This window comes from Mobiluncus mulieris (assembly GCF_014204735.1).
Lineage (GTDB): Bacteria > Actinomycetota > Actinomycetes > Actinomycetales > Actinomycetaceae > Mobiluncus > Mobiluncus mulieris.
Genome location: NZ_JACHMA010000001.1, coordinates 541,417 through 560,184, shown reverse-complemented (window position 1 = coordinate 560,184; position 18,768 = coordinate 541,417). Strand labels below are relative to the sequence as shown.

General features: G+C 54.7%; 17 protein-coding genes. 8 read left to right on the top strand and 9 right to left on the bottom strand.

Annotation, left to right across the window (positions count from 1 at the left end; translation table 11 throughout):
* Positions 1–363 precede the first annotated feature (363 nt).
* On the top strand, positions 364–591 hold the full coding sequence (locus F4555_RS02520; protein ID WP_160151191.1) for a sigma factor-like helix-turn-helix DNA-binding protein: 228 nt from the start codon (positions 364–366) through the stop codon (positions 589–591).
* Between the two features lie 239 nt (positions 592–830).
* On the opposite strand, the gene F4555_RS02515 is transcribed toward F4555_RS02520, so the two are convergent.
* Entirely contained in the window at positions 831–1,208 is a 378-nt protein-coding gene (locus tag F4555_RS02515) for an ArsR/SmtB family transcription factor (RefSeq protein ID WP_103758942.1), read from the bottom strand.
* Between the two features lie 283 nt (positions 1,209–1,491).
* Between F4555_RS02515 and F4555_RS02510 the strand changes: the two genes are divergently transcribed.
* The gene (locus F4555_RS02510; RefSeq protein WP_103758941.1) at positions 1,492–2,730 is read left to right on the top strand and encodes an ATP-binding protein; all 1,239 of its coding nucleotides are present in this window, start codon (positions 1,492–1,494) and stop codon (positions 2,728–2,730) included.
* A 357-nt stretch (positions 2,731–3,087) separates the two neighbouring features.
* On the opposite strand, the gene F4555_RS11510 is transcribed toward F4555_RS02510, so the two are convergent.
* A complete protein-coding gene (locus F4555_RS11510; RefSeq protein ID WP_103758940.1) occupies positions 3,088–3,576 on the bottom strand; it encodes a hypothetical protein in 489 nt (162 codons plus the stop codon).
* Positions 3,577–3,694: 118 nt separating this feature from the next.
* Between F4555_RS11510 and F4555_RS02500 the strand changes: the two genes are divergently transcribed.
* Entirely contained in the window at positions 3,695–3,868 is a 174-nt protein-coding gene (locus F4555_RS02500) for a restriction endonuclease (protein WP_103758939.1), read from the top strand.
* 30 nt (positions 3,869–3,898) lie between these two features.
* Here F4555_RS02500 and F4555_RS02495 read toward each other — a convergent pair whose 3' ends face one another.
* The 5 genes from F4555_RS02495 to F4555_RS02475 all read right to left on the bottom strand — a co-directional run bounded on the left by F4555_RS02495 (position 3,899) and on the right by F4555_RS02475 (position 8,801).
* Entirely contained in the window at positions 3,899–4,810 is a 912-nt protein-coding gene (locus F4555_RS02495) for an exonuclease domain-containing protein (protein ID WP_004015127.1), read from the bottom strand.
* Positions 4,811–5,027: 217 nt separating this feature from the next.
* On the bottom strand, positions 5,028–5,321 hold the full coding sequence (locus F4555_RS02490) for an addiction module antidote protein (protein WP_004015128.1): 294 nt from the start codon (positions 5,319–5,321) through the stop codon (positions 5,028–5,030).
* On the bottom strand, positions 5,315–5,626 hold the full coding sequence (locus F4555_RS02485) for a type II toxin-antitoxin system RelE/ParE family toxin (RefSeq protein ID WP_103759268.1): 312 nt from the start codon (positions 5,624–5,626) through the stop codon (positions 5,315–5,317). The genes F4555_RS02490 and F4555_RS02485 overlap by 7 nt, the downstream gene beginning before the upstream one ends.
* A gap of 123 nt (positions 5,627–5,749) precedes the next feature.
* Positions 5,750–6,352, bottom strand: coding sequence for an alpha/beta fold hydrolase (locus tag F4555_RS02480; protein WP_004012763.1), 603 nt, complete (start codon positions 6,350–6,352; stop codon positions 5,750–5,752).
* Positions 6,353–6,566: 214 nt separating this feature from the next.
* A complete protein-coding gene (locus F4555_RS02475) occupies positions 6,567–8,801 on the bottom strand; it encodes an AAA family ATPase (protein WP_004015131.1) in 2,235 nt (744 codons plus the stop codon).
* Between the two features lie 279 nt (positions 8,802–9,080).
* Here F4555_RS02475 and F4555_RS02470 point away from each other — a divergent pair, with 279 nt between their 5' ends.
* The 5 genes from F4555_RS02470 (at position 9,081) to F4555_RS02450 (ending at position 16,273) form a co-directional block, all read left to right on the top strand.
* On the top strand, positions 9,081–10,652 hold the full coding sequence (locus F4555_RS02470) for a xylulokinase (protein WP_103758937.1): 1,572 nt from the start codon (positions 9,081–9,083) through the stop codon (positions 10,650–10,652).
* Between the two features lie 30 nt (positions 10,653–10,682).
* A complete protein-coding gene (locus F4555_RS02465) occupies positions 10,683–11,732 on the top strand; it encodes an NAD(P)H-dependent glycerol-3-phosphate dehydrogenase (RefSeq protein ID WP_004015133.1) in 1,050 nt (349 codons plus the stop codon).
* Between the two features lie 44 nt (positions 11,733–11,776).
* Positions 11,777–12,571 carry a DeoR/GlpR family DNA-binding transcription regulator gene (locus F4555_RS02460; protein WP_248613713.1) on the top strand — a complete coding sequence of 265 codons (795 nt, stop codon included), beginning with the start codon at positions 11,777–11,779 and terminating at the stop codon, positions 12,569–12,571.
* 201 nt (positions 12,572–12,772) lie between these two features.
* The gene (locus F4555_RS02455; protein WP_115325486.1) at positions 12,773–13,672 is read left to right on the top strand and encodes an ABC transporter ATP-binding protein; all 900 of its coding nucleotides are present in this window, start codon (positions 12,773–12,775) and stop codon (positions 13,670–13,672) included.
* On the top strand, positions 13,673–16,273 hold the full coding sequence (locus F4555_RS02450) for an FtsX-like permease family protein (protein ID WP_004012769.1): 2,601 nt from the start codon (positions 13,673–13,675) through the stop codon (positions 16,271–16,273).
* Between the two features lie 90 nt (positions 16,274–16,363).
* On the opposite strand, the gene F4555_RS02445 is transcribed toward F4555_RS02450, so the two are convergent.
* Entirely contained in the window at positions 16,364–16,840 is a 477-nt protein-coding gene (locus tag F4555_RS02445) for a penicillin-binding protein (protein WP_115325487.1), read from the bottom strand.
* A 29-nt stretch (positions 16,841–16,869) separates the two neighbouring features.
* The gene (locus tag F4555_RS02440) at positions 16,870–18,714 is read right to left on the bottom strand and encodes a bifunctional phosphoribosylaminoimidazolecarboxamide formyltransferase/inosine monophosphate cyclohydrolase (RefSeq protein ID WP_004012771.1); all 1,845 of its coding nucleotides are present in this window, start codon (positions 18,712–18,714) and stop codon (positions 16,870–16,872) included.
* Positions 18,715–18,768: the final 54 nt, after the last annotated feature.

Here is an 18,768-nt window from a genome sequence, read left to right as displayed (position 1 = left end):
ATTGCTAGCAATTGCTACACTAGAAGTCACACTCCCTTTATGGATCCCCTTCGTATACAAGCAAAAATGGGTTTCTTCCCTCCGGATAACAATGACAGACTTTATTCCAATAGCCCTAGGAGGAATTATCATTCTTATGTTAATCCTTCTAGCATGGAAGAAACACTCAGGTCGTTTAGTAGCTTTAAGCTACTTGATTTCAACCTTTGCTGTGTCAAGCATTGGATATCTTGTTTTGCTTTTTTGTTTTGTCGGACTCTGCATGTTGACTTTTGTTGCATTCAGGGATGTCCTAGAGCTCTATAGCATAAGGAGATCACAAGAGCTGCAGATGCAATGCATGACATCTTGATAAGGACTGCCATGGCTTCAGATATAGCTGCAAATAAGGCAAAATCTGCCAAAGTGCGTGATGCAAGTATCCATGCCTCACAACCACAAGAAAATCTGCCTGACCCAAACGATTTTGTCGCTAAAGTTGAGTCTCTTCCACCACGATACAGAAAGGTAATGCTTGGTATGGCTCAAGGTTCCACAAACCGTGAGATTGCACGACAGCTTGGCATTACCGAATCAAGCGCAGCCACCTAGGCCAAAGAGGTGATCAAAGTCATGGGACTTCGTCGCATTGAGCTTGCTGCAAACGCTACGAAGTTTGGATTGTTGTAGCTCTAAATAGTAGTTTGAGGGAACGGGACTGCGGTGGGATTCTTGGACTGGATTTGGACTGGGAAGGAGTATCGCATGTTTAGTGCCGAGCAGCGTCGTGTGGCTATCGAGTTGTTCATTAAGTATGATTACAGCGCTATGGCTATTATCCGGGAGTTGGGTTACCCTTCTCCGAACTCGCGGCGGGAGTGTGGACACCTGGGATGGGTGGGGATTTCTCCCATCATTCGACTGGCTTGAAATACTGCTAATGAAACCAATTCCCGAGCGTCTTCACTGGTCAGGCTATAGAAGACTTTGTTGCCTTCCTGGCGGGGACTCACGATTTTGCCCCACCGCAGTTTTGCCAGGTGCTGGAATACCGCTGTGGGGGTTTTATGCACCAGTTCTGCCAGGTCGTTTACCGATTTTTCGCCTTCCCGCAGTACCAAAATCAGCCGTACCCGGGTACTGTCGGACAGGAGCCGAAATACCTCGGCGGCGAATTCCACATAGTCGCTGTCTAGGCTAAAAGTAAATCTCTTAGTATCTTCATTCATACGAATGATACTAAGAGATCTGGAACCGCTTCTGTAAGAGAATTCCCGAAATTATTTCAAAACGCTACGTACAGAACTCCGGGAAAGGCGGCTGGTAAAAAGAAAAACGGGTACCGCAGTCGGGAGAAAATGCACCGGGAGGCTCGAAATCCAGGGTTTTTTGGGTAAAATCTCCCGACTTCGGTACACCTAGGCCGGTATACCCCACCAGAGCCCCGCCAGATAGCTATAATCTGTTTTAGGAAAGTGCCCAAAGTGGCAAAATTCTAAAATAGGAGGGCTTGTGGAGTTTCAGCGTAACGCATACTTGCGGCGGCTCATTGCCCGCCAACACAACGGCTTAGTCAAGGTAATAACCGGAGCTAGGCGCTGCGGCAAGTCCTACCTGCTGTTTAAACTGTTCCAGCGTCACCTGTTGGAATCGGGGGTGCAAGAATCCCAAATTATTCCCGTACAGTTGGACGATTTTCAAAACCGTGAACTGCGCGTCCCCGAGTCCTGCAACGACTACGTACGCCACCGGATCAAAGGCCAGAATCAGTATTACCTGCTGTTGGACGAGGTACAATTGATGGCGGATTTCGAGGACGTACTCAACGGGTTTTTACACATTCCGAATCTGGATGTCTATGTCACTGGTTCCAACTCGCGATTTCTTTCCACCGATGTGATTACCGAGTTTCGCGGACGCGGCGATGAAGTTCGCGTCCATCCGCTCTCGTTTAGTGAATACCACCAAACTCTGGGCGGAGACTGGGAAGATAACTGGAATGACTACATGACTTTCGGGGGAATGCCCTACGTGGCGACGCTGGTCGAAGAAAAAGAAAAAACGGCTTATCTGCAAAGATTATTTCAAGAAATCTATCTGCGCGATATTGTGGAACGATACCAGATTCGCAACGAAGCGGAGTTCTCTGAACTGGTGGATGTGGTGGCTTCCAGCGTGGGCTCACTGACGAATCCCGCCAAGTTGGCACGCACTTTCACCAGCGAAAAACATGTCGAGCTCAGCGCCCCCAGTATCAAGAAATACCTTGACTATCTGGAGGATGCTTTTATTATCACGCCCGCCAAACGCTATGATGTGAAGGGTCGTAAACATATTGGGTCTCCCCTGAAGTATTACTTCGAGGACGTGGGTTTGCGCAACGCCCGGCTTAACTTCCGTCAGCAAGAGCCCACTCATCTGATGGAAAACATTATCTATAACGAGCTGATTATCCGGGGTTTTTCCGTGGACGTAGGCATCGTGAAGATGCGCGAGAGTGGGACACATAAACAGGTGGAAATTGATTTCATAGCCAACGAAGGCAGCAAGCGCTACTACCTGCAATCTGCTTTCGCCTTGCCAGATGCAGCAAAACGCGAACAAGAAAAACGCCCCCTCGTGAACACCGATGATTCCTTCAAAAAAATCATCGTGGTGGGCGGCAACCCCCGCCTGACCCGCGACGAAAAAGGCATCGTCACTATCGGAATCAAAGAATTCCTGCTCAACCCAGGCAGCCTCGATCTCTAGCCCGGCTGGCTTTCTTTCGCGCGCGTTCATGAGGTGCCAGTCGGGATTTCCGATGTAAGCTTGAGTACTGTCCCAGCCAAAATCCCAGTCTTCATACTCAAACAAGCTGAGGCACCACACCCGTTTCACGCTCAATATATGTAAGGTACGCCGCCGGTTTGAAACACCATATTTTATGGTGTAAAACCAGGTCATTACGACCTTTCCGGAGCAGTCCAGGGTCGGTCTTCGCTTACCACCATCGCTCCCAGAGGTCACCCGTGGATTTGGGGTAACCGGCAGAATTATGTGTCTTTTCCCGGGCGCGTTGTTATCGGGGTTAAGTAACATTTTGTGTGTCTTTTCCCGGGCGTGTCGTTATTGTATGGTTCCTTTGCGGATGGAGATGTCGAGGTGGTAGTCGGTTTGGGTGAGGTTGATGCCGACATCCCATAGTGCGGGTCCGGGTTTAGGTTCTCTGGTTTGTGGTTTGGCCTGGGGGTTTAGGTGTTCGGGCTTGATGAGCAGGTGCGGGATAACGGGATTTTCACTGTGTAGGTAGCACCACCACTCGACGGCGCGTCTCATATGGTTTTCGGACAAGCCTCGGTGGCTGCGGATTAGCGCCTTGATTTGGGCGTTTATGCCGCCTTCCAGCGCGTTCGTAGTCGATGGCAGCGGCAGAGTGGCTTGGGCTTGCAGATGAGGGTTCAGGAAAGCTAACAGGGTGCCTCTACGGGTCTGGCTTGCTAAGAGGTTGTAGGCTTTACGGGCGTTTTGATGTGTATACCACCACTCCTGGTTTGATCTAACCCAGGAGTGGACATCATCAGGGAGTATTTCGCTGCGGCGTTTTCCCTTTGGCACACCACCGTATTCCCACGACTTTCCCGCGTGTTTGGGTTGTGAAATAAGCCTAAAAAGCTAACCAACCCCAACTTTACGTTGCAATACCAACCAAAAACCTCAAAATAAGACACGCAAAATGTTACTTAACCCCAAAAACGATGACTCCCGACGTAAACTACGCCTCGGCAAAACCTGGGCCAGCATGGCCAGAGACAGATTCCGCTACTACATGGTCTTCCAAGACAACGTAGACCCCCTAGAAGGAGCCCTCACCACCACGCAGTTCCTCAATATCCTCGCTCAACTCTAGTTATGGGTGTATGAATCACCAAGTATCCGGTTAGTCGCTTAGGCGGTTGAAGAATTCTTCTTCGCTGATTACTTCGATGGGCGAGCCGCTATCGCGCAGCTGAGAGGCTTTCATCAGCTTTCGAGAGGCGGATGTTCCTTCTTTCCAAGCACTGGGATTGGGGATACCCACGACAAGCAAGGTGGTCTGCTTGGTTAGGTTTTTATCGGTTGCCCCACCAGCAGCCAACACCAGTTGTTCCACATCGGCACGCCTGCCATGTTTCAACGTACCCGTAAATACCACACGTTCGCCTTCAAGCGTTCGAGTGTTTCCATAAATCTTAATCAGCTCCTCAGCCGCAAGCTGGTCAGAGCGCATTCCAGGGTGAATCGGCGGTTTATGGCTATTTTTCGTAGGCGGGCATAGTTCCGATAGCTTTTCAAAACCGAATTCATGTTGCATCCGGGCGAAAATCATTCCAGCGGCTTGCGCATCGGCGTCCGCGTGATGATGGTCAAAGACTTCACCCGGGAAATAATAGTCAAAAACCTCGTCAAGAGTCTTTCGCTCCAACTTGTCAGCCAGAATCTTTCTCGCCAGACGAACCGTACAGAAACGCCGATTAGGAATCTCCTCCGTGCCGTACAAACTAGCCAAGTCAGAGAGCACATAGCCATCAAAAGCCATGTTGTGAGCCACAATCGGCCTATCACCAATGAAAGTCATCACTTGGTCTGCGATGTCTGACCACTGCGGCGCATCTTGGACGTCCTCCGAAGTAATACCGTGTACCCACACATTAGCAGGATTGAAATAATCAACTTCTGGGTGAGGACGTAGCAATTTGTAGTAGCTGTCCGAAAGCTTCCCTTCACCATCAAAGGAAACCAATCCCACCGCACAGGCAGAACGACGCTGTTCATTGGCAGTCTCAAAATCGATAGCAACAAATTCACGCATAGGCATCCTCCAACTCTGGCAACAGCCAATTACTGTGGCAATTCTAAATGACCAACAATCCGAAAATAGGCGCTTCGCATCCAGAAAAGTCAAGATTCAATGTCGAAGGGGATCGAATCGTTACGGAACGTGGCTCGAATTCCCGGCTGGCACCTCATGAAATCGAAGCCTCGGGAGTCAGAGGAGGGTGCCCCAGCAGGAAAATCACCGGCGCGAGTCAGACCACGACCGGAGATTTGATTTCTAGCTGCAAGCCCATCGCGGCGAGTACTTTGGTGACGGTTCGCCAAGAAGGATTGCCATCCGCAGCCAGCGACTTATACAAGGACTCACGTCCTACACCTGCCTGGAGGGCAACCGCAGCCATCCCCCGCGCCTTCGCCACATCACCCAGCGCCGCTTGCAATACTGCGGGATTCCCGTCCTCAAGTGCCGCATTAAGATACGCCACGACATCAGCCTCGGTCTCTAAGTATTCACTGGCATCCCAGTCACTGATTTTCACTACCATGAATCCTCCCTAATAATTTCTGCCACCAAATCCTTGGCTTTATCGATATCACGCTGTTGTGTTGATTTGTCGCCACCCACTACCAGCAACATAATCTTGTTACCCTTGGTCACGTAATAAACCCGGTAACCCGGACCGACATGTATTCGCAGCTCAAAGATGCCGCTACCAACCGGCTTAGTGTCACCCACAACCTCGTCAGACAGCAGACACCGCTGCAAAGCAATGTTGATTCGTGCTCTAGCCTGGACATCCTTGAGACGACGGAACCAACGCTGATACACGTCAGTCTGTTTGATTTCCACCAAATTAGTGTATCCCAGAGGATACAAAATAGCAACGACGGGTGCACCTCAACCAATCTAGCCTAAACCACGCCCGGAAAAGGCGCGTTCGCCCACTAAAGAGGCCTGATGAAATCCCAAAACCTAAAGGGCAAGGTGCCTCTTTAGCCCGGCCGCAAAGCAACCGGGATTGTCTTGATGCCACTGGTGGCGGGCACCGGGGACTATCACCAGTCGCGCCCCCGGAATTGCCGCTGCAATATCCCGAGCGGCCGCCAGGTTCGCCCAATCTTTCGCCCCGCAAGCCACTGTGGTGGGAACCGCGATATTCCCCAGTCCAGCAGTCAAATCCAGGTTCGCAACCGTCCGTAACACAGCTAGTAGTTCTGCTTTACTGACCCCCGGTGGGCACACCGTTTTCGCCGGTAGTACCCGCATCAGTGCAGATTGCACCCGCATCAACACCTGCGGAGGTTTTGCTTGCGGAGCCGACACAAACAGCGAAGCAACTTTGTCGGGGTACTGACAAGTTAGGTTCAGCGCGACGATGGCACCCAGCGATAAACCCACCAGGTGAACAGGCCTCTCCAACGATGCAGCCACGCGCTGTGTGACTGCCTCCAGCGACCAGTCGGCAGTTTCCGCCCCCACGCCGAATACTGCCGCAGTTCGCCCTTCGATTTCAGGTAGTAGCTCAATCACAGGGCGCCAGGCGGCCTCGGTTTCACCCAGACCGGGCAAAAACATCACACGCGGCCTGCCGCCAGTATTACTAGACGCAAAGAATCCGTTGCGTTTCCCCCGTTTTCCATACATGCAATTTATCCTTCTATGGTCACTTCCCGTTGAGCTTCCACAACTCCGTTTAATGGATTCCTGATAGTTGCCAGTGTCATTCGTTAATTTTTGAATCTAAATGGTGGATTCTGTGACAGACTCGGAGCCGGAGGGTTGTGGCAACTTATCTGCCGTTTACAAAATGCAGGAAATCCTCGGCGCTAATTACGGGTTTTCCCCAGCGCGCCGCGTTCTTTGCCTTATTAGACATAGTCGCCACGTCAGCGGCCACCAAGCAGTCACAACGGGTTTTCGTGACATTATTCACGGGATGGAACCCGGCAGCCCACGCGATTTCTTCCATTTCTTCACGTTCATAAACCACGCCGTCCAGCATCGCCGTGCCAGTGAAACATATTCGCACCCCAGGGCTCAACACGGCTGCGGCCGGGGGCGCGTCACCGGCGCGAACTCGTTTCACACTCACCCCGTAAGCCCGCTCGAAATCGGCCAGCGCCGTCTCGGTTTCCGCGCAAACCGGGTGCCCCGCGAATTTTTCTTCCAACATCGCCGCCACGTCAGCAGCCTCGCCGTAAGGCATAATCATCAAATCATCCGTCATCTGATAGCCCGTATAAGACACTTCCAGCGGCTGATATTCCACCGCTGGTTGCGTCGTGCCGCCCTCCAGCGCCGCCGTAAGAGTCCACTGGGCTCGCTCTCCCGCGCGCATCCCGGCGCGAAACTCCCGCCCACCACTGGAACCATCGGCCGGGGTAACAATTTTTTCCAAACCACTGACCATTCCGTTGCGTTTCAGCTCGGTGTCCAAAATCCCCAGCATTGCCTCGGCATCACTGGAAACCAAGCCGTAGCCGCTGATGGCATCCTCTAAGAACGGCCACGCCTGTGCCAGGGTCGGAGCCGACTGCAGCTGGCTGGCTCCCAGACCGTAAACTGCGGCGGAATCCCCCACATCTCGGGTGGGGTTCACCAGGGTGCTGGTCACAGATCCATCGGGGAAAGCAACGGCGACCTCGATGGGACGCACAAATCCGTCGGATTGTCCCACCAACACGGCTTCTATCGCACACAGCCGGGTGGTCTCGCGACGAGTGGAACCACTCAAAAACTCCCTGACACGGTGGTCAATCTTCAGGTCTTTAGCGTAAATCCGCCGGTGTAACACCAGGCCTTCCAGCGAGGTGCAACGCGACAAGGCCACATAGAGTTGCCCCGTGGCGCGCGTCCCACCCGTCAGGTCAATCACGGCACGATCCAGGGTTTGACCTTGGGATTTGTGAATCGTCACCGCCCAGGCCAGTTTGAAGGGAAACTGGGTGAACGACCCCACCAGGTGATGTTGAATATCGCGACCAATCACTTCGGGACGGGTAATCTCCCAAGTGTAGGGCTCGACCGCAACCGTATTCCCGTTGCGCAGCCGCACGTAGACGCATCCCCCCAGGCCACCAGGATCGGCGGGGTCAATGTCGATATCCACAATCACGCCCATTGACCCGTTGACCCAACGCCCGGCCGCATCGTTGTTCAACAGCATGATTTGTGCCCCGATTTTGAAATACAGGGTTTCTTCAGTGGCGCGGGCACTGCGGTCTATTTCGCCACTAATTTCCGCATTGGCCACAAAAATCTGGCCGTCCAGGCATTCCAAAGCACGGCGATTACGTGCGCTAACAATATTGTTGGTCGTCGCCAACGTAAGCCAAAATTCGTCTTTCGGGGGTTCAAAATCCCGGTCGAAATGGGCATTTAGTGCCGCCTGCACGCCTTTGGTCATCCGTCCTTCGCGAATAGCATTGAGGATATCCACCAAAACGGTGTCTCCGATCTGGCGGAACACTGTCTCCAAGGACACCACGTTGAAAAGGTCAAGATTGAAGTTTTCGGCGGAAAAGAAGTACGGGGTGTGGTATACCGTCTGGAAATACTCGGTTTCCGCTTCGGTGACCACCGGCGGCAGTTGGTATAAATCCCCCACCAGCACCAGTTGGATTCCCCCGAAAGGCCGCCCCGGGTGTGGGCCGTATTGTTGCAAGGCCAGGGCTATCGAGTCAAACAGGTCGGCTCGCACCATCGAGGCTTCGTCAATAATCAAGGTTTCCAGTTTTGCGATGGTTTTCGCGAATTTTCCGGGTTTGGCTCGTCCGCTGGCGACATCACTCGGGGTGACGTTGGGACCGAAGGAAAATAGCCGGTGCAGGGTGTATCCGCCGACGTTTAGCGCCGCCACGCCGGTTGGTGCCGCGACAACGGTACGTCGCTTTTCATGAGTCGCCATGAAGTGGCGAATCAAAGTCGATTTCCCCGTTCCCGCCTTGCCGGTTAGGAACAGGTTTTCCCCTCGATCCAGGCAGTCTAACGCCCGAGCGAAGTCCTCGGTAATAGTAAGAGCCATGTACCAAATTATATGTTTCGCGTGACCGTGGTGGAGTCATGGACACATCAGACCACATTTCCGATATCTCGACATCGAGATAAGCCTGTGACCTGGGTTTCACCCAGCCTTATATATTAACAAAGTGCTTATGGGTCCATCGAACCTGACCTAACATGTTTTCTGTTATTTTTCACAAAAAAATCGTTAAGTTGTGATACACTGGCTGTTAGCCGCGTCAAAACCGGCACGACTCCCCCTATAAATCGATTGCTTTTCAACGACGAGAAGAGGAAAAATATGAGTGAAAAAAAGCATCTAACAGACGGCCCCTTGGTACTGGCTCTGGATTCTTCCACCACCTCCACCAAGGCGATAGTGGTGGATGCGGCTGGAAACGTCTGGTACACCGCCAAGGAAAACATCCAACTCCACACCCCCGCCATGGATTACTATGAGCACAACCCAATTCGATGGTGGGAAACCAGCCGCGCAGTGTTGGCACAGGTAACCAGCCAGCTCAGCCCGGCGCAACGCGAACGCGTAGCAGCTATCGGATTAACCCACCAACGCGAAACTTTTGCCCCCTTTGACAAGAATGGACAGCCGCTTCGCAACGGAATTTTGTGGCTAGACGGGCGTGCCACCGAACAAATCCGACGCTACGGTAACGACCACATCCACGAGCTATCAGGCAAACCTGCCGGAGTGACCCCGGGAATCTACAAGATGGCCTGGGTCAAAGAGCACGAACCCGAAATCTTCCAGAATGCTTACAAGGTAATGGACGTACACGGATACATTGCCTGGCAGCTGACCGGAAAACCCGTGTCCTCCCAAGCCGCAGCCGATTCCCTGGGACTGTTTGACATTCAAAAACGCGACTGGGCACCGGAATTGTTGGAAATCGCCGGGGTGAAACGCGAACAAATGCCTGATTTGGTGGTTCCATCTCATGAAATGGGAACCCTCAAACGTGAGCTGGCCGAAGAATGGGGCATCAAACCTGTACCCATCATCGCCGGCTTGGGCGATGGACAGGCCGCCGGCATCGGCGCAGCGGCGGTCACTCCCGATGTCGGATTCCTGAACCTGGGCACGGCGGTAAACGCCGGCGTAGAATCCCCGATTTACAAGTACGACAAAGTCTTCCGCACTCACGTATCGGGCATCCCCGACAACTACGTCTTCGAAGTGCTACAGTCTTCCGGCTCCTACTTGGCGGGTTGGTTCCGTGAAACCCTGGGCGATCCGAAACTGTTGGGTGAACCTGACCCCGCTCTCGACGAAGCCGCCGCGAAAATTCCACCCGGCTGCGAAGGCTTGGTCACCTTACCGTATTGGAATGCGGTGCAATCCCCGTATTGGGACTCGGTGGCACGTGGAGCTGTCGTGGGATGGCGCGGCACGCACTCCCGCGCACATATGTACCGCTCGATTTTGGAATCCATCGGTTTCGAGATGCGCTTTAACCTGGACTCACTGGAGCGCGGCACCGGTACCAAGATTACCTCACTGCGAGCCATGGGCGGAGGCACCCGTTCGAAACTGTGGCGCCAAATCATGGCCGACACTACGGCTTTGCCGATAACCATCTGCCTCGAAGATGAAATCTCGGCTTTGGGTGCGGCCGTACTAGCCATGGCCTCCACGGGAGTTTATGGCGATAACGATATCGCCAACGCGGCACGGCACATGGCTCAATACGGCGAGACTATTGAGCCCGATATGGATAAACACGAACAATACCGAGACGTAGCCAAGATACAACGCACTTTGTATCCCAAGCTTAAGGATACTTTTGAAAGCCTCTATGAACTGGCTCAGAAATACCCTTCAACCAGGCCAAAGTCCCCCGCTGCGGAATTATAGATTGCAACTCATGAAAAGAAAGGAAAACTGATGTCCACAATAACGATTTTAGGAGCCGGAGCCATGGGTTCGGCGCTGTGCACCCCGATGATTGATGCCGGATGGGAGGTGCGATTGTGGGGCACCTGGCTAGACGACCATCTGTTAGACGCGGTCAAAGCAGGCAAAAACCATCCCCGTACCAACGAGCCCTTGGCGCAAGGTGTTAAGCTCTACCGCAGCGACGAACTGGAAAAAGCCTTGGACAGCGCGAATGTGGTGGTCATGTCTGTCGCCTCGGTGGGGGTAGCGAAAGTCACCGAATTGGCACTACCTGGCATTGTCAAGGCTGATGCTCTATGGCTAACTTCCAAGGGCTTTTGTGCCAAAGAAGACGGCGAGATTCAACTGCTGCCCGACGCGATTCGCCGCATCGCTGCCACACAAGGTTACGACCAGCTCCCTCCGATAGTGGCGATTGCGGGTCCGGTGAAAGCCAATGAATGCGCCGCTCGTGAACCTACCGCCACGATTTTCGGGTGCCGCGATGGACAGGTGTCGCTGCGATATGCCCGGCAGGCACGCAGCCAGACCTATGCCATCGAAGCTAGTGACGACGAAGTTGGGGTAGAGATTTGCGCTCCGATGAAGAATGTTTACGCCATCGCGCTGGGGATTGCTGACGGTTTACAAGAAGCCACCGGGGTACCACATCACAATCTGAAAGCCGCGACTTTCTCTCAGGCGGTGCGTGAGATGTCGTTGTTGGGGGCTGCATTAGGTGCCAAGGAATCCACCGCATTCGGCTTGGCGGGCGTGGGAGATTTGGAGGTCACCGGCCTGTCAGGACGTAACAAGTTCTACGGGGTACGCCTGGGACGCGGAGAGAATCCACAAGAAGCTCTGGACGAGATGGCTCGCTTGGAACAAACTGTCGAAGGCGTACCGGCAGCTGCTTTGGCGCAGAAATTCGTGTCCCAAAAAGCCCCGAATCTGGTTGAAAAACTACCATTGCTACAAGCGGTGGTACGGATTTTGGATGGTAAAGTCGAGGATGTCAAGAGCGTGGTCGGCCAGGCGGTGCTACCCGTGAAACCTTAAAAGTCAATTTTGTCTATGGTATTTTCTAGAAGGTAATTCCCTTTTTGAAAACTGTAGAGGTGGCAATGCCGGTAACGAACCTAGATCCCGAGTCACGGCGACGAAAAATAGTCGCCGTCGTGACTCGGGAAGGTTCTTGTCACATTGACGACTTGGCTCAAATGTTCCAGGTGTCCGCGATGACGGTTTACCGTGATATAGCGGATTTGGAGCATCTGCAGCTGGTGACGCTCCGACGCGGCGAGGTGCAAGCCGCCCAGACTTCGCTGAGTGAGGCCGCTGCAACGGTACGTCTGGGTGCAAAATCGGATTTGAAGCACCGCCTCAGTGACAGGGCACGTAGCTATCTGCGGCGGGGACAGTCAATTATGGTTGACGACTCGTCCTCTACAGTGCCACTGATTTCGGATTTAGCGGATTTGTGCCCAATTACCGTGGCGACGAATGCCGAATTTGTGGCGCAAAGGTTGCGGCTGCAAGAAGGGGTAAAGCTATTACTGTTAGGGGGCGAATACGAGAGTTGGGCCGAGGCGTATTTCGGGGAGTTGACCGAGGCTTCGATTTCTCGGTTGCAGGTGGATTGGCTAATAATGTCGGTTTCCGCTATCACCGACGGGTATTGTTATCACCCCCAAGAGAACGTAGCGCGCACTAAACGCCAGATGATTGCGGCCGCACGCCAGCGTATTCTAGTGGCAGATTGCTCTAAGTTCTCTCGAGCCGCGCTCTACAAGATTGGCTCTTTGACCGACTTTGACATTGTTATCACCGATGCACAAACTCCCCCGGAAATCGTGGCGGCCATGCGGAAATCTGGCCTGCAGGTGGATGTTGTGTAGCGGTTCGCCGCAGTCGGTTGCGTGTGTCCATCTTGGCGGCTTCATGAGGTGCCATCCCCGATTTTGAGCGTCAATCGGAAACCATGCCAGTCCCTTGTTTCAGGGATGCCTAGGGTTTTTTCAGGGGTGTCCCCGATAGCGCGCCGCGATGCGGCGCGCTTAGTCTGGAATTACTTGATTCAAACGAAGGAGTAATTACCAATGAACGCTTCCACCCCGCAAACACCTCATGAAAACGGCTTCGCGCCCCTAAACGCAACCGCACCAGTCAGCCCCGTCGCTAACCCAGCCGGCAACTCAATCGGCGACCCAGCAGGGCTCGGGGCAAGCAACGCTAGCCCTTCGGGATTCGCCGCGCCCATGCCAACTCCCGATGTGACCGAAACGCCCCGCTCCGCTATTGCGACCCTGGCCGATGTAACCAAGGTGTATGGGAAGGGCCAAAACGCCGTCACAGCGTTGAACCACGTGAACCTGGGGATTCGTGCTCAAGAATGCACCGTGATTATGGGACCATCCGGGTCGGGTAAATCCACGCTGCTGCACGTTTTAGCCGGGCTGGATGCGGTTACTTCCGGCACTATTACCGTGGGTGGTACCGAGATTACACGCTTGCCGGACAAGCCACTGACGAAGTGGCGTCGCGAACAGATTGGCTTCGTGTTCCAGTCTTTTAACCTGGTGCCCACCTTAGATGCGCGGGCAAATATCGAGCTGCCGCTGCGTCTGGCCGGGAAAACCGTTGACCCAGATTGGTTCCAGGCTATTGTCGAATCCTTGAATCTTGGTCAGCGCCTGCGCCACAAGCCCTGGGAGCTCTCCGGGGGTCAGGTGCAGCGCGTAGCGGTGGCGCGAGCCTTGTTGTCGCGACCGGCAATCTTGGTGGCCGACGAGCCGACGGGTAACTTGGATTCGGTTTCCTCAGCGGAGGTTTTGGGACTGCTGGGCAAGGCCGTAAAGGACTTTGGGCAAACCGTGGTGATGGTGACTCATGACCGGCGAGCGGCGGCGATTGGCGACCGGGTGCTGGTGGTTAAAGACGGCCAGATTGTCCACGACCTCGCCCATCCCAGTGCTGACCAGATTGCGCAGGTGGCCTAAATGCGCGGATTACTCTCAGCGAATTTACGAGCCGCGAAGTCCAGTTACGTGGCCACCGCCCTGGCGATTGCCCTGGCAGTAGCATTTTTGCTGACCTGCCTGGGACTCGCGGGCGGCATGAAAGTGAAAATGGCGCACAATCTGGCACACAATGTGACCGGTGCCGAAATCGTGGCCAGTATTAAACCCAATAGCTCTGTGGACGTAAAGGAAGGCCAGCCCGGTCCCCTCGACCTGGTGGCTAAGGATTTGTCTGTCGCTCACCGGGAGTGGGAAATCCTCACCCGCTCCCGTTTTGCCGCACAAATCAGCAAGCAAAACCATTCCAACCACAGCGAGGTGCTGGGATTAGCCCAGCCACGCTTTGATTCCGGCGAACTAGCCAAAGGCACTCGCCCCAAAGCGGACACAGAAATCGGCTTGGATGCTTCGATTGCGAAAACCCTGGGAGTTGGGATTCAAGACCAGGTAAACGTGGAAACTTATGACCCGAAAACAGAGCAAACCGTGACCCAAAACTTCACGGTGGCGGGGATTTACAAGGCTTTACCGGGGGCTTTCCCGACCTCTTATGTCACCAGTGCGCGACTGCAAGAGTGGCAAGGGAAAAATCCAATCAGCAATTTGCTGCTCGTGGCCTCCCCGAACGGAGAACTGGGCGGCGGTGCTTCCCAGGCGCAAGCATTAAACGAAATCCGCAATCTCCTCGCAAAACACCACGCCACCGAAGCAATCGATGTCGCCACCTTTAACCAATATCTCTCTGACCAGGTAGATCGCATGATTGGCGGAAACGGGCTGCTGGTGATTCTGTTGGTGTTCCCGCTCTTGGCCGGGGTAACCGCGATTATCGTGGTGTCGGTTACCTACAGTGTGCTGCTGACACGGCGGCGCCGCACCCTCGCCCTGCTACGCGCGGTCGGAGCCACCAAAGGACAGCTGCGTCGTCTATTTTTGAAAGAAACCCTGCTGGTCGGAGCGATTTCCTCGCTGTTGGGGATAGGCATCGGCACCCTTGCCACCGGGATAATAAACCACGAAAGTGACCTGACTCGCACCTGGGGCGAATCTTTCGGGGTGATTGACTGGCCAATGCTCCTAGCCTGTTTCCTCAGTGGCCTGATTATTTCAGTTTTGGCCGGATACGCCCCGGCACGCCAAGTCTCTAAGGTCACCCCGATGCAGGCTTTGGCCGAGGAAGACCCCTATGCGGTGGTGCAAAAACGCCGAATTGTGAAAACCGGCTGTGGCGCTTTCCTGTTCCTGGCCGGCACGGCAATCATGGTGTGGGCCACGATGCAGTCCTATCACCTCATGCATCCCGGCGAGACCAGCGACACTTTCAATAATTCGGCGGCCACAATGTTTTTCCTGCTGGCTATGTTTAGTGGGGCGCTGTCGTTTCTCGGCCTGCTGCTGCTCACCGCTGTGGTACTGCCCTATCTCACGGCCGCTTTGGGGCGGCTTTCCCCCAAAAACGCTATGATTTGGCGGCTCGCAGCGGAAAATACCCGGCGCAATCCTCGCCGCACCGGCGCCACCGGCGCGGCGCTGACCTTGGGGGTAACCCTGGTGGTGATGATGCTCACCGGAGCCGCCTCGATGGAAGCCACCGCCCAATACACAATAAATACCAAGAAACCCCTGGATTTCACGCTGTATTCCGTGGATGCTCCCTTGACCGAGGACACTATCGCTCGCGCCGAGCAAGTGAAAAACATCGAGAAAGTCGCGCCGGTTCCGGCCTTGAAAGGCCAGGTTACCTTGAATAAGCCAAGCGATAAATACTATTTCCCCTATGAGCCGAACACCACAGTGCTCCTGGCCGAAGACGTGGCGGCGGACGATATTTCTCGCGCTCCCTTGACCCACCCGCAACCGGGTCAGATTGTAATCCCCAATCTCGATAAACACCTGGTGGGTAAAACCGTCACCGTGACCTGCGGGGACAAGACCCTCAAATTCAAAACCCTAAGTGGCAACTTGAGTTTTGTACAACTGCATCCCGCTGACCTCGCGAAACTGCGTAGCGCGGATAATCTACCCTATACTCAGGCGTTTTACGCCAAAATCAAGGACGGCATAACTTCTGCCGAGGTGGAGCAAATCGCCAGCGACCTGATGGCGCTAAACCCCGAGTTGCGACTGGAAAGTGAGGCTTTTATGCGCGTCATGTTCACCGAGATGTTGCAGGCCATCATGTGGGGTGCCGTAGCGATGCTGGGAGTATCGGTGGTGGTGTCCCTGGTGGGGGTGGCAAACACGCTGGGCTTGTCCGTGTTAGAGCGGCGGCGCGAAAACGGTTTGCTGCGCGCCCTGGGTCTGACCCGGTCGATGATGCGGCTGATGTTGACCTTCGAGGCATTCCTGCTGGGTGTCGGTGGGGTCGTTATCGGTCTGTTGGCCGGGATAGGTTACGCTGTGGCCGGGATTTATGCCCTGCCCATTGGGTTCGAGGACGACGCCCCGCTGGTACTGGTGGTTCCTGGACTGGCTTGGGGGGCGGTCGCTGTGGTTTTGGTGGTGGCAGTGCTGGCTTCGGTGTGGCCGGCCCGCAGTGCCGCGAAAGTCAGTCCCGTAGAGGCTTTGGCACACGACTAAGCCGGAATTGCAGTGGCACCTCGTGAAACGGTTCACGTTTCACGAGGTGCCATCCGGGTTTAAGCCGCATATTTCTAAAATCGCCCTTCCCTAGTGGCTGAGCGTCAAGTACACCACTAGCGTTGCAATCAATCCGCCGGCTAGAATCAACACCGTCACGTCAAACACTGTGCCACGCGCCCGAATCCAGGAGCGGCGATTACTAATCCGCCAGGACACTACCAGCAGCATCAACACCACCAGTCCTCCGCTGGCAATTTGCCACCAACCCGCGACCGCAGCCGCAAACACCGCGATGATGCCCAAGCCTAACACCCACACTTGCCAGTGGGCGTGGGCATCGAAGGGGTGGGGGGTGTCTTCATGAGGTGCCACCTGGGGTTGTGGCTCAGGCACCGAATCCAGGCTGCGCCAGGTTTTCGGGGTTATCGGCAAGACGATGGAGTCTGCGGGTATCGGTGGCTTGTAATCCGGGAGGATTGGCGGCTCCCCGGGATTTAGGGATGCCGGTGGAACCGGGGGAAGTACTCCCCCGGTTCCACTTTGTTTGTCAATTTTCGCCTGCAATTCCGACTAGCACCTCATGAACTCTATACCTAGTGGAAGAAGTGACGCACCCCGGTAGAGTACATGGTGATTCCGGCCGCCTCGCAAGCCGCGATGGTTTCATCATCACGAATCGAACCACCGGGTTGGACGATGGCTTTCACACCCGCGTCAATCAGAAGCTGCGGTCCGTCCGCGAACGGAAAGAATGCATCCGAAGCGGCCACGGCTCCGCGAGCCCGCTGCGGGGCATTAGCCACTACCAAGTCCTCGGCGCGAGCCCCACCGGCCACATCGGTTTGCTGTCCCGCAGCCGCATCCCCGGTTTCGCGTCCCCCCAAGGTATTGGCGCGTTCCACCGCCAGGCGGCAGGAATCCACTCGGTTAACCTGCCCCATACCGACCCCCACGGTGGCACCGTTTTTAACCAGCAGAATCGCATTAGACTTGGTGGCGCGAATAGTTTTCCAGGCGAACTCCAAATCCTGCATCGTCGCTTCGTCTACGTCCGGGCCACACATCTTGGTCCAGCCTTCGCGAGAGTCCCCCGGCGCATCCACGTCGTCGCGTTGTTGGGCAAGGTAGCCGCCACTGATTTGGTGTATCTCTAGCGAGCCACGCACCGGCGGAGTCACTCGCAGTACCCGCATATTCTTTTTGCGCGCCAAGACTTTTACAGCTCCCGGCTCGAAGGAAGGAGCCAAAACCACCTCGGTGAAAATCGGAACAATCTGTTCAGCCAGTTCGACGCTGACCGGACGATTCACCGCGATAACCCCACCGAAGGCCGAAACCGGGTCGCAGGCATGGGCTTTGCGGTGCGCCTCGACTACATCCTTACCGATGGCTATTCCGCAAGGGTTGCAGTGTTTAATAATCGCCACGCACGGTTCTTTGTGGTCATAGGCCGCGCGAATCGCCGCATCCCCATCGGAGTAGTTGTTGTAAGACATTTCCTTGCCGTGCAGCTGAATCGCATAGGCAATCCCCGGAAGTGGCGCTGCTTGCGGGTCGGCACCGACTCGATCGCATTCCTCGATATCATCCAGGTCAGGGTGCGGGGCACATTCCGGACAAGGACAGTCATCCGAATTATCCGCCAACTCGGTGGTGAGCTGATTCATATCCACGTACAAAGCGGCCGCTTGGTGGGGGTTTTCCCCGTAACGCAGGGTTTTCACCTGGTCACCAGACATTTCCAGCCACTCTGGCAGGGGGGAATCCTCGGGTTCTTGGTCGTCATCAGGGTCGATGCCCATGGCTTCCAGAGCGAAACGCGTCAGTTGTTCGTCAAACCACGAGGCCACCGCCGCGTCATACTCAGAGGTATGCGCGAAGGCTTCCGCCGCGAGAATCCGCCGTTCCCTCAGGTCAAAACCTCCGTTCTTCGCGGCATCTATCACTTTCTCGTAGATTGCCGGGGAAGTCACCACCGCCACCGAAGCGTGGTTCTTGCCGGCCGCCCGCACCATCGCCGGGCCGCCAATATCAATCTGTTCCACGCATTCTTCAAAACTTGCTCCGGATGCCACCGTTTGGGCGAAGGGATACAGATTACAAACCACCAGGTCAATGGGTTCGATGCCCAGCTTCTTCATCTGTGCCACATGTTCAGTTTTGCGCCGATCGGCCAAAATCCCGCCATGGATTTTGGGATGCAGCGTTTTGACACGCCCCTCGAAGCATTCCTGGAACCCGGTTACAGCTTCGACCGGGGTGACGGGCAGTCCCGCTGCGGCAATTTTCGCCGCTGTAGATCCGGTAGAGAGAATCTCGACGCCGGCAGCCACCAGTTCTTTCGCGAGTTCTTCGAGTCCGGTTTTATCCCAGACACTAATCAGAGCCCGCTTAATCGGGACTTGGGTGGCACTATCACGTTCGATTGATTCGTTCACGGTTCGCCTTCCTTTTGAGTTTTGCTCGATATTTAAACAATTACACACCACATT

Bases quoted from the DNA above. Each gene is read 5' to 3' on its own strand.
- F4555_RS02520 (WP_160151191.1), top strand. From the start codon at position 364: ATGGCTTCAGATATAGCTGCAAATAAGGCAAAATCTGCCAAAGTGCGT.
- F4555_RS02515 (WP_103758942.1), bottom strand. From the start codon at position 1,208: ATGAATGAAGATACTAAGAGATTTACTTTTAGCCTAGACAGCGACTAT.
- F4555_RS02500 (WP_103758939.1), top strand. From the start codon at position 3,695: ATGTTACTTAACCCCAAAAACGATGACTCCCGACGTAAACTACGCCTC.
- F4555_RS02495 (WP_004015127.1), bottom strand. From the start codon at position 4,810: ATGCGTGAATTTGTTGCTATCGATTTTGAGACTGCCAATGAACAGCGT.
- F4555_RS02490 (WP_004015128.1), bottom strand. From the start codon at position 5,321: ATGGTAGTGAAAATCAGTGACTGGGATGCCAGTGAATACTTAGAGACC.
- F4555_RS02480 (WP_004012763.1), bottom strand. From the start codon at position 6,352: ATGTTTTTGCCCGGTCTGGGTGAAACCGAGGCCGCCTGGCGCCCTGTG.
- F4555_RS02475 (WP_004015131.1), bottom strand. From the start codon at position 8,801: ATGGCTCTTACTATTACCGAGGACTTCGCTCGGGCGTTAGACTGCCTG.
- F4555_RS02470 (WP_103758937.1), top strand. From the start codon at position 9,081: ATGAGTGAAAAAAAGCATCTAACAGACGGCCCCTTGGTACTGGCTCTG.
- F4555_RS02465 (WP_004015133.1), top strand. From the start codon at position 10,683: ATGTCCACAATAACGATTTTAGGAGCCGGAGCCATGGGTTCGGCGCTG.
- F4555_RS02455 (WP_115325486.1), top strand. From the start codon at position 12,773: ATGAACGCTTCCACCCCGCAAACACCTCATGAAAACGGCTTCGCGCCC.
- F4555_RS02450 (WP_004012769.1), top strand. From the start codon at position 13,673: ATGCGCGGATTACTCTCAGCGAATTTACGAGCCGCGAAGTCCAGTTAC.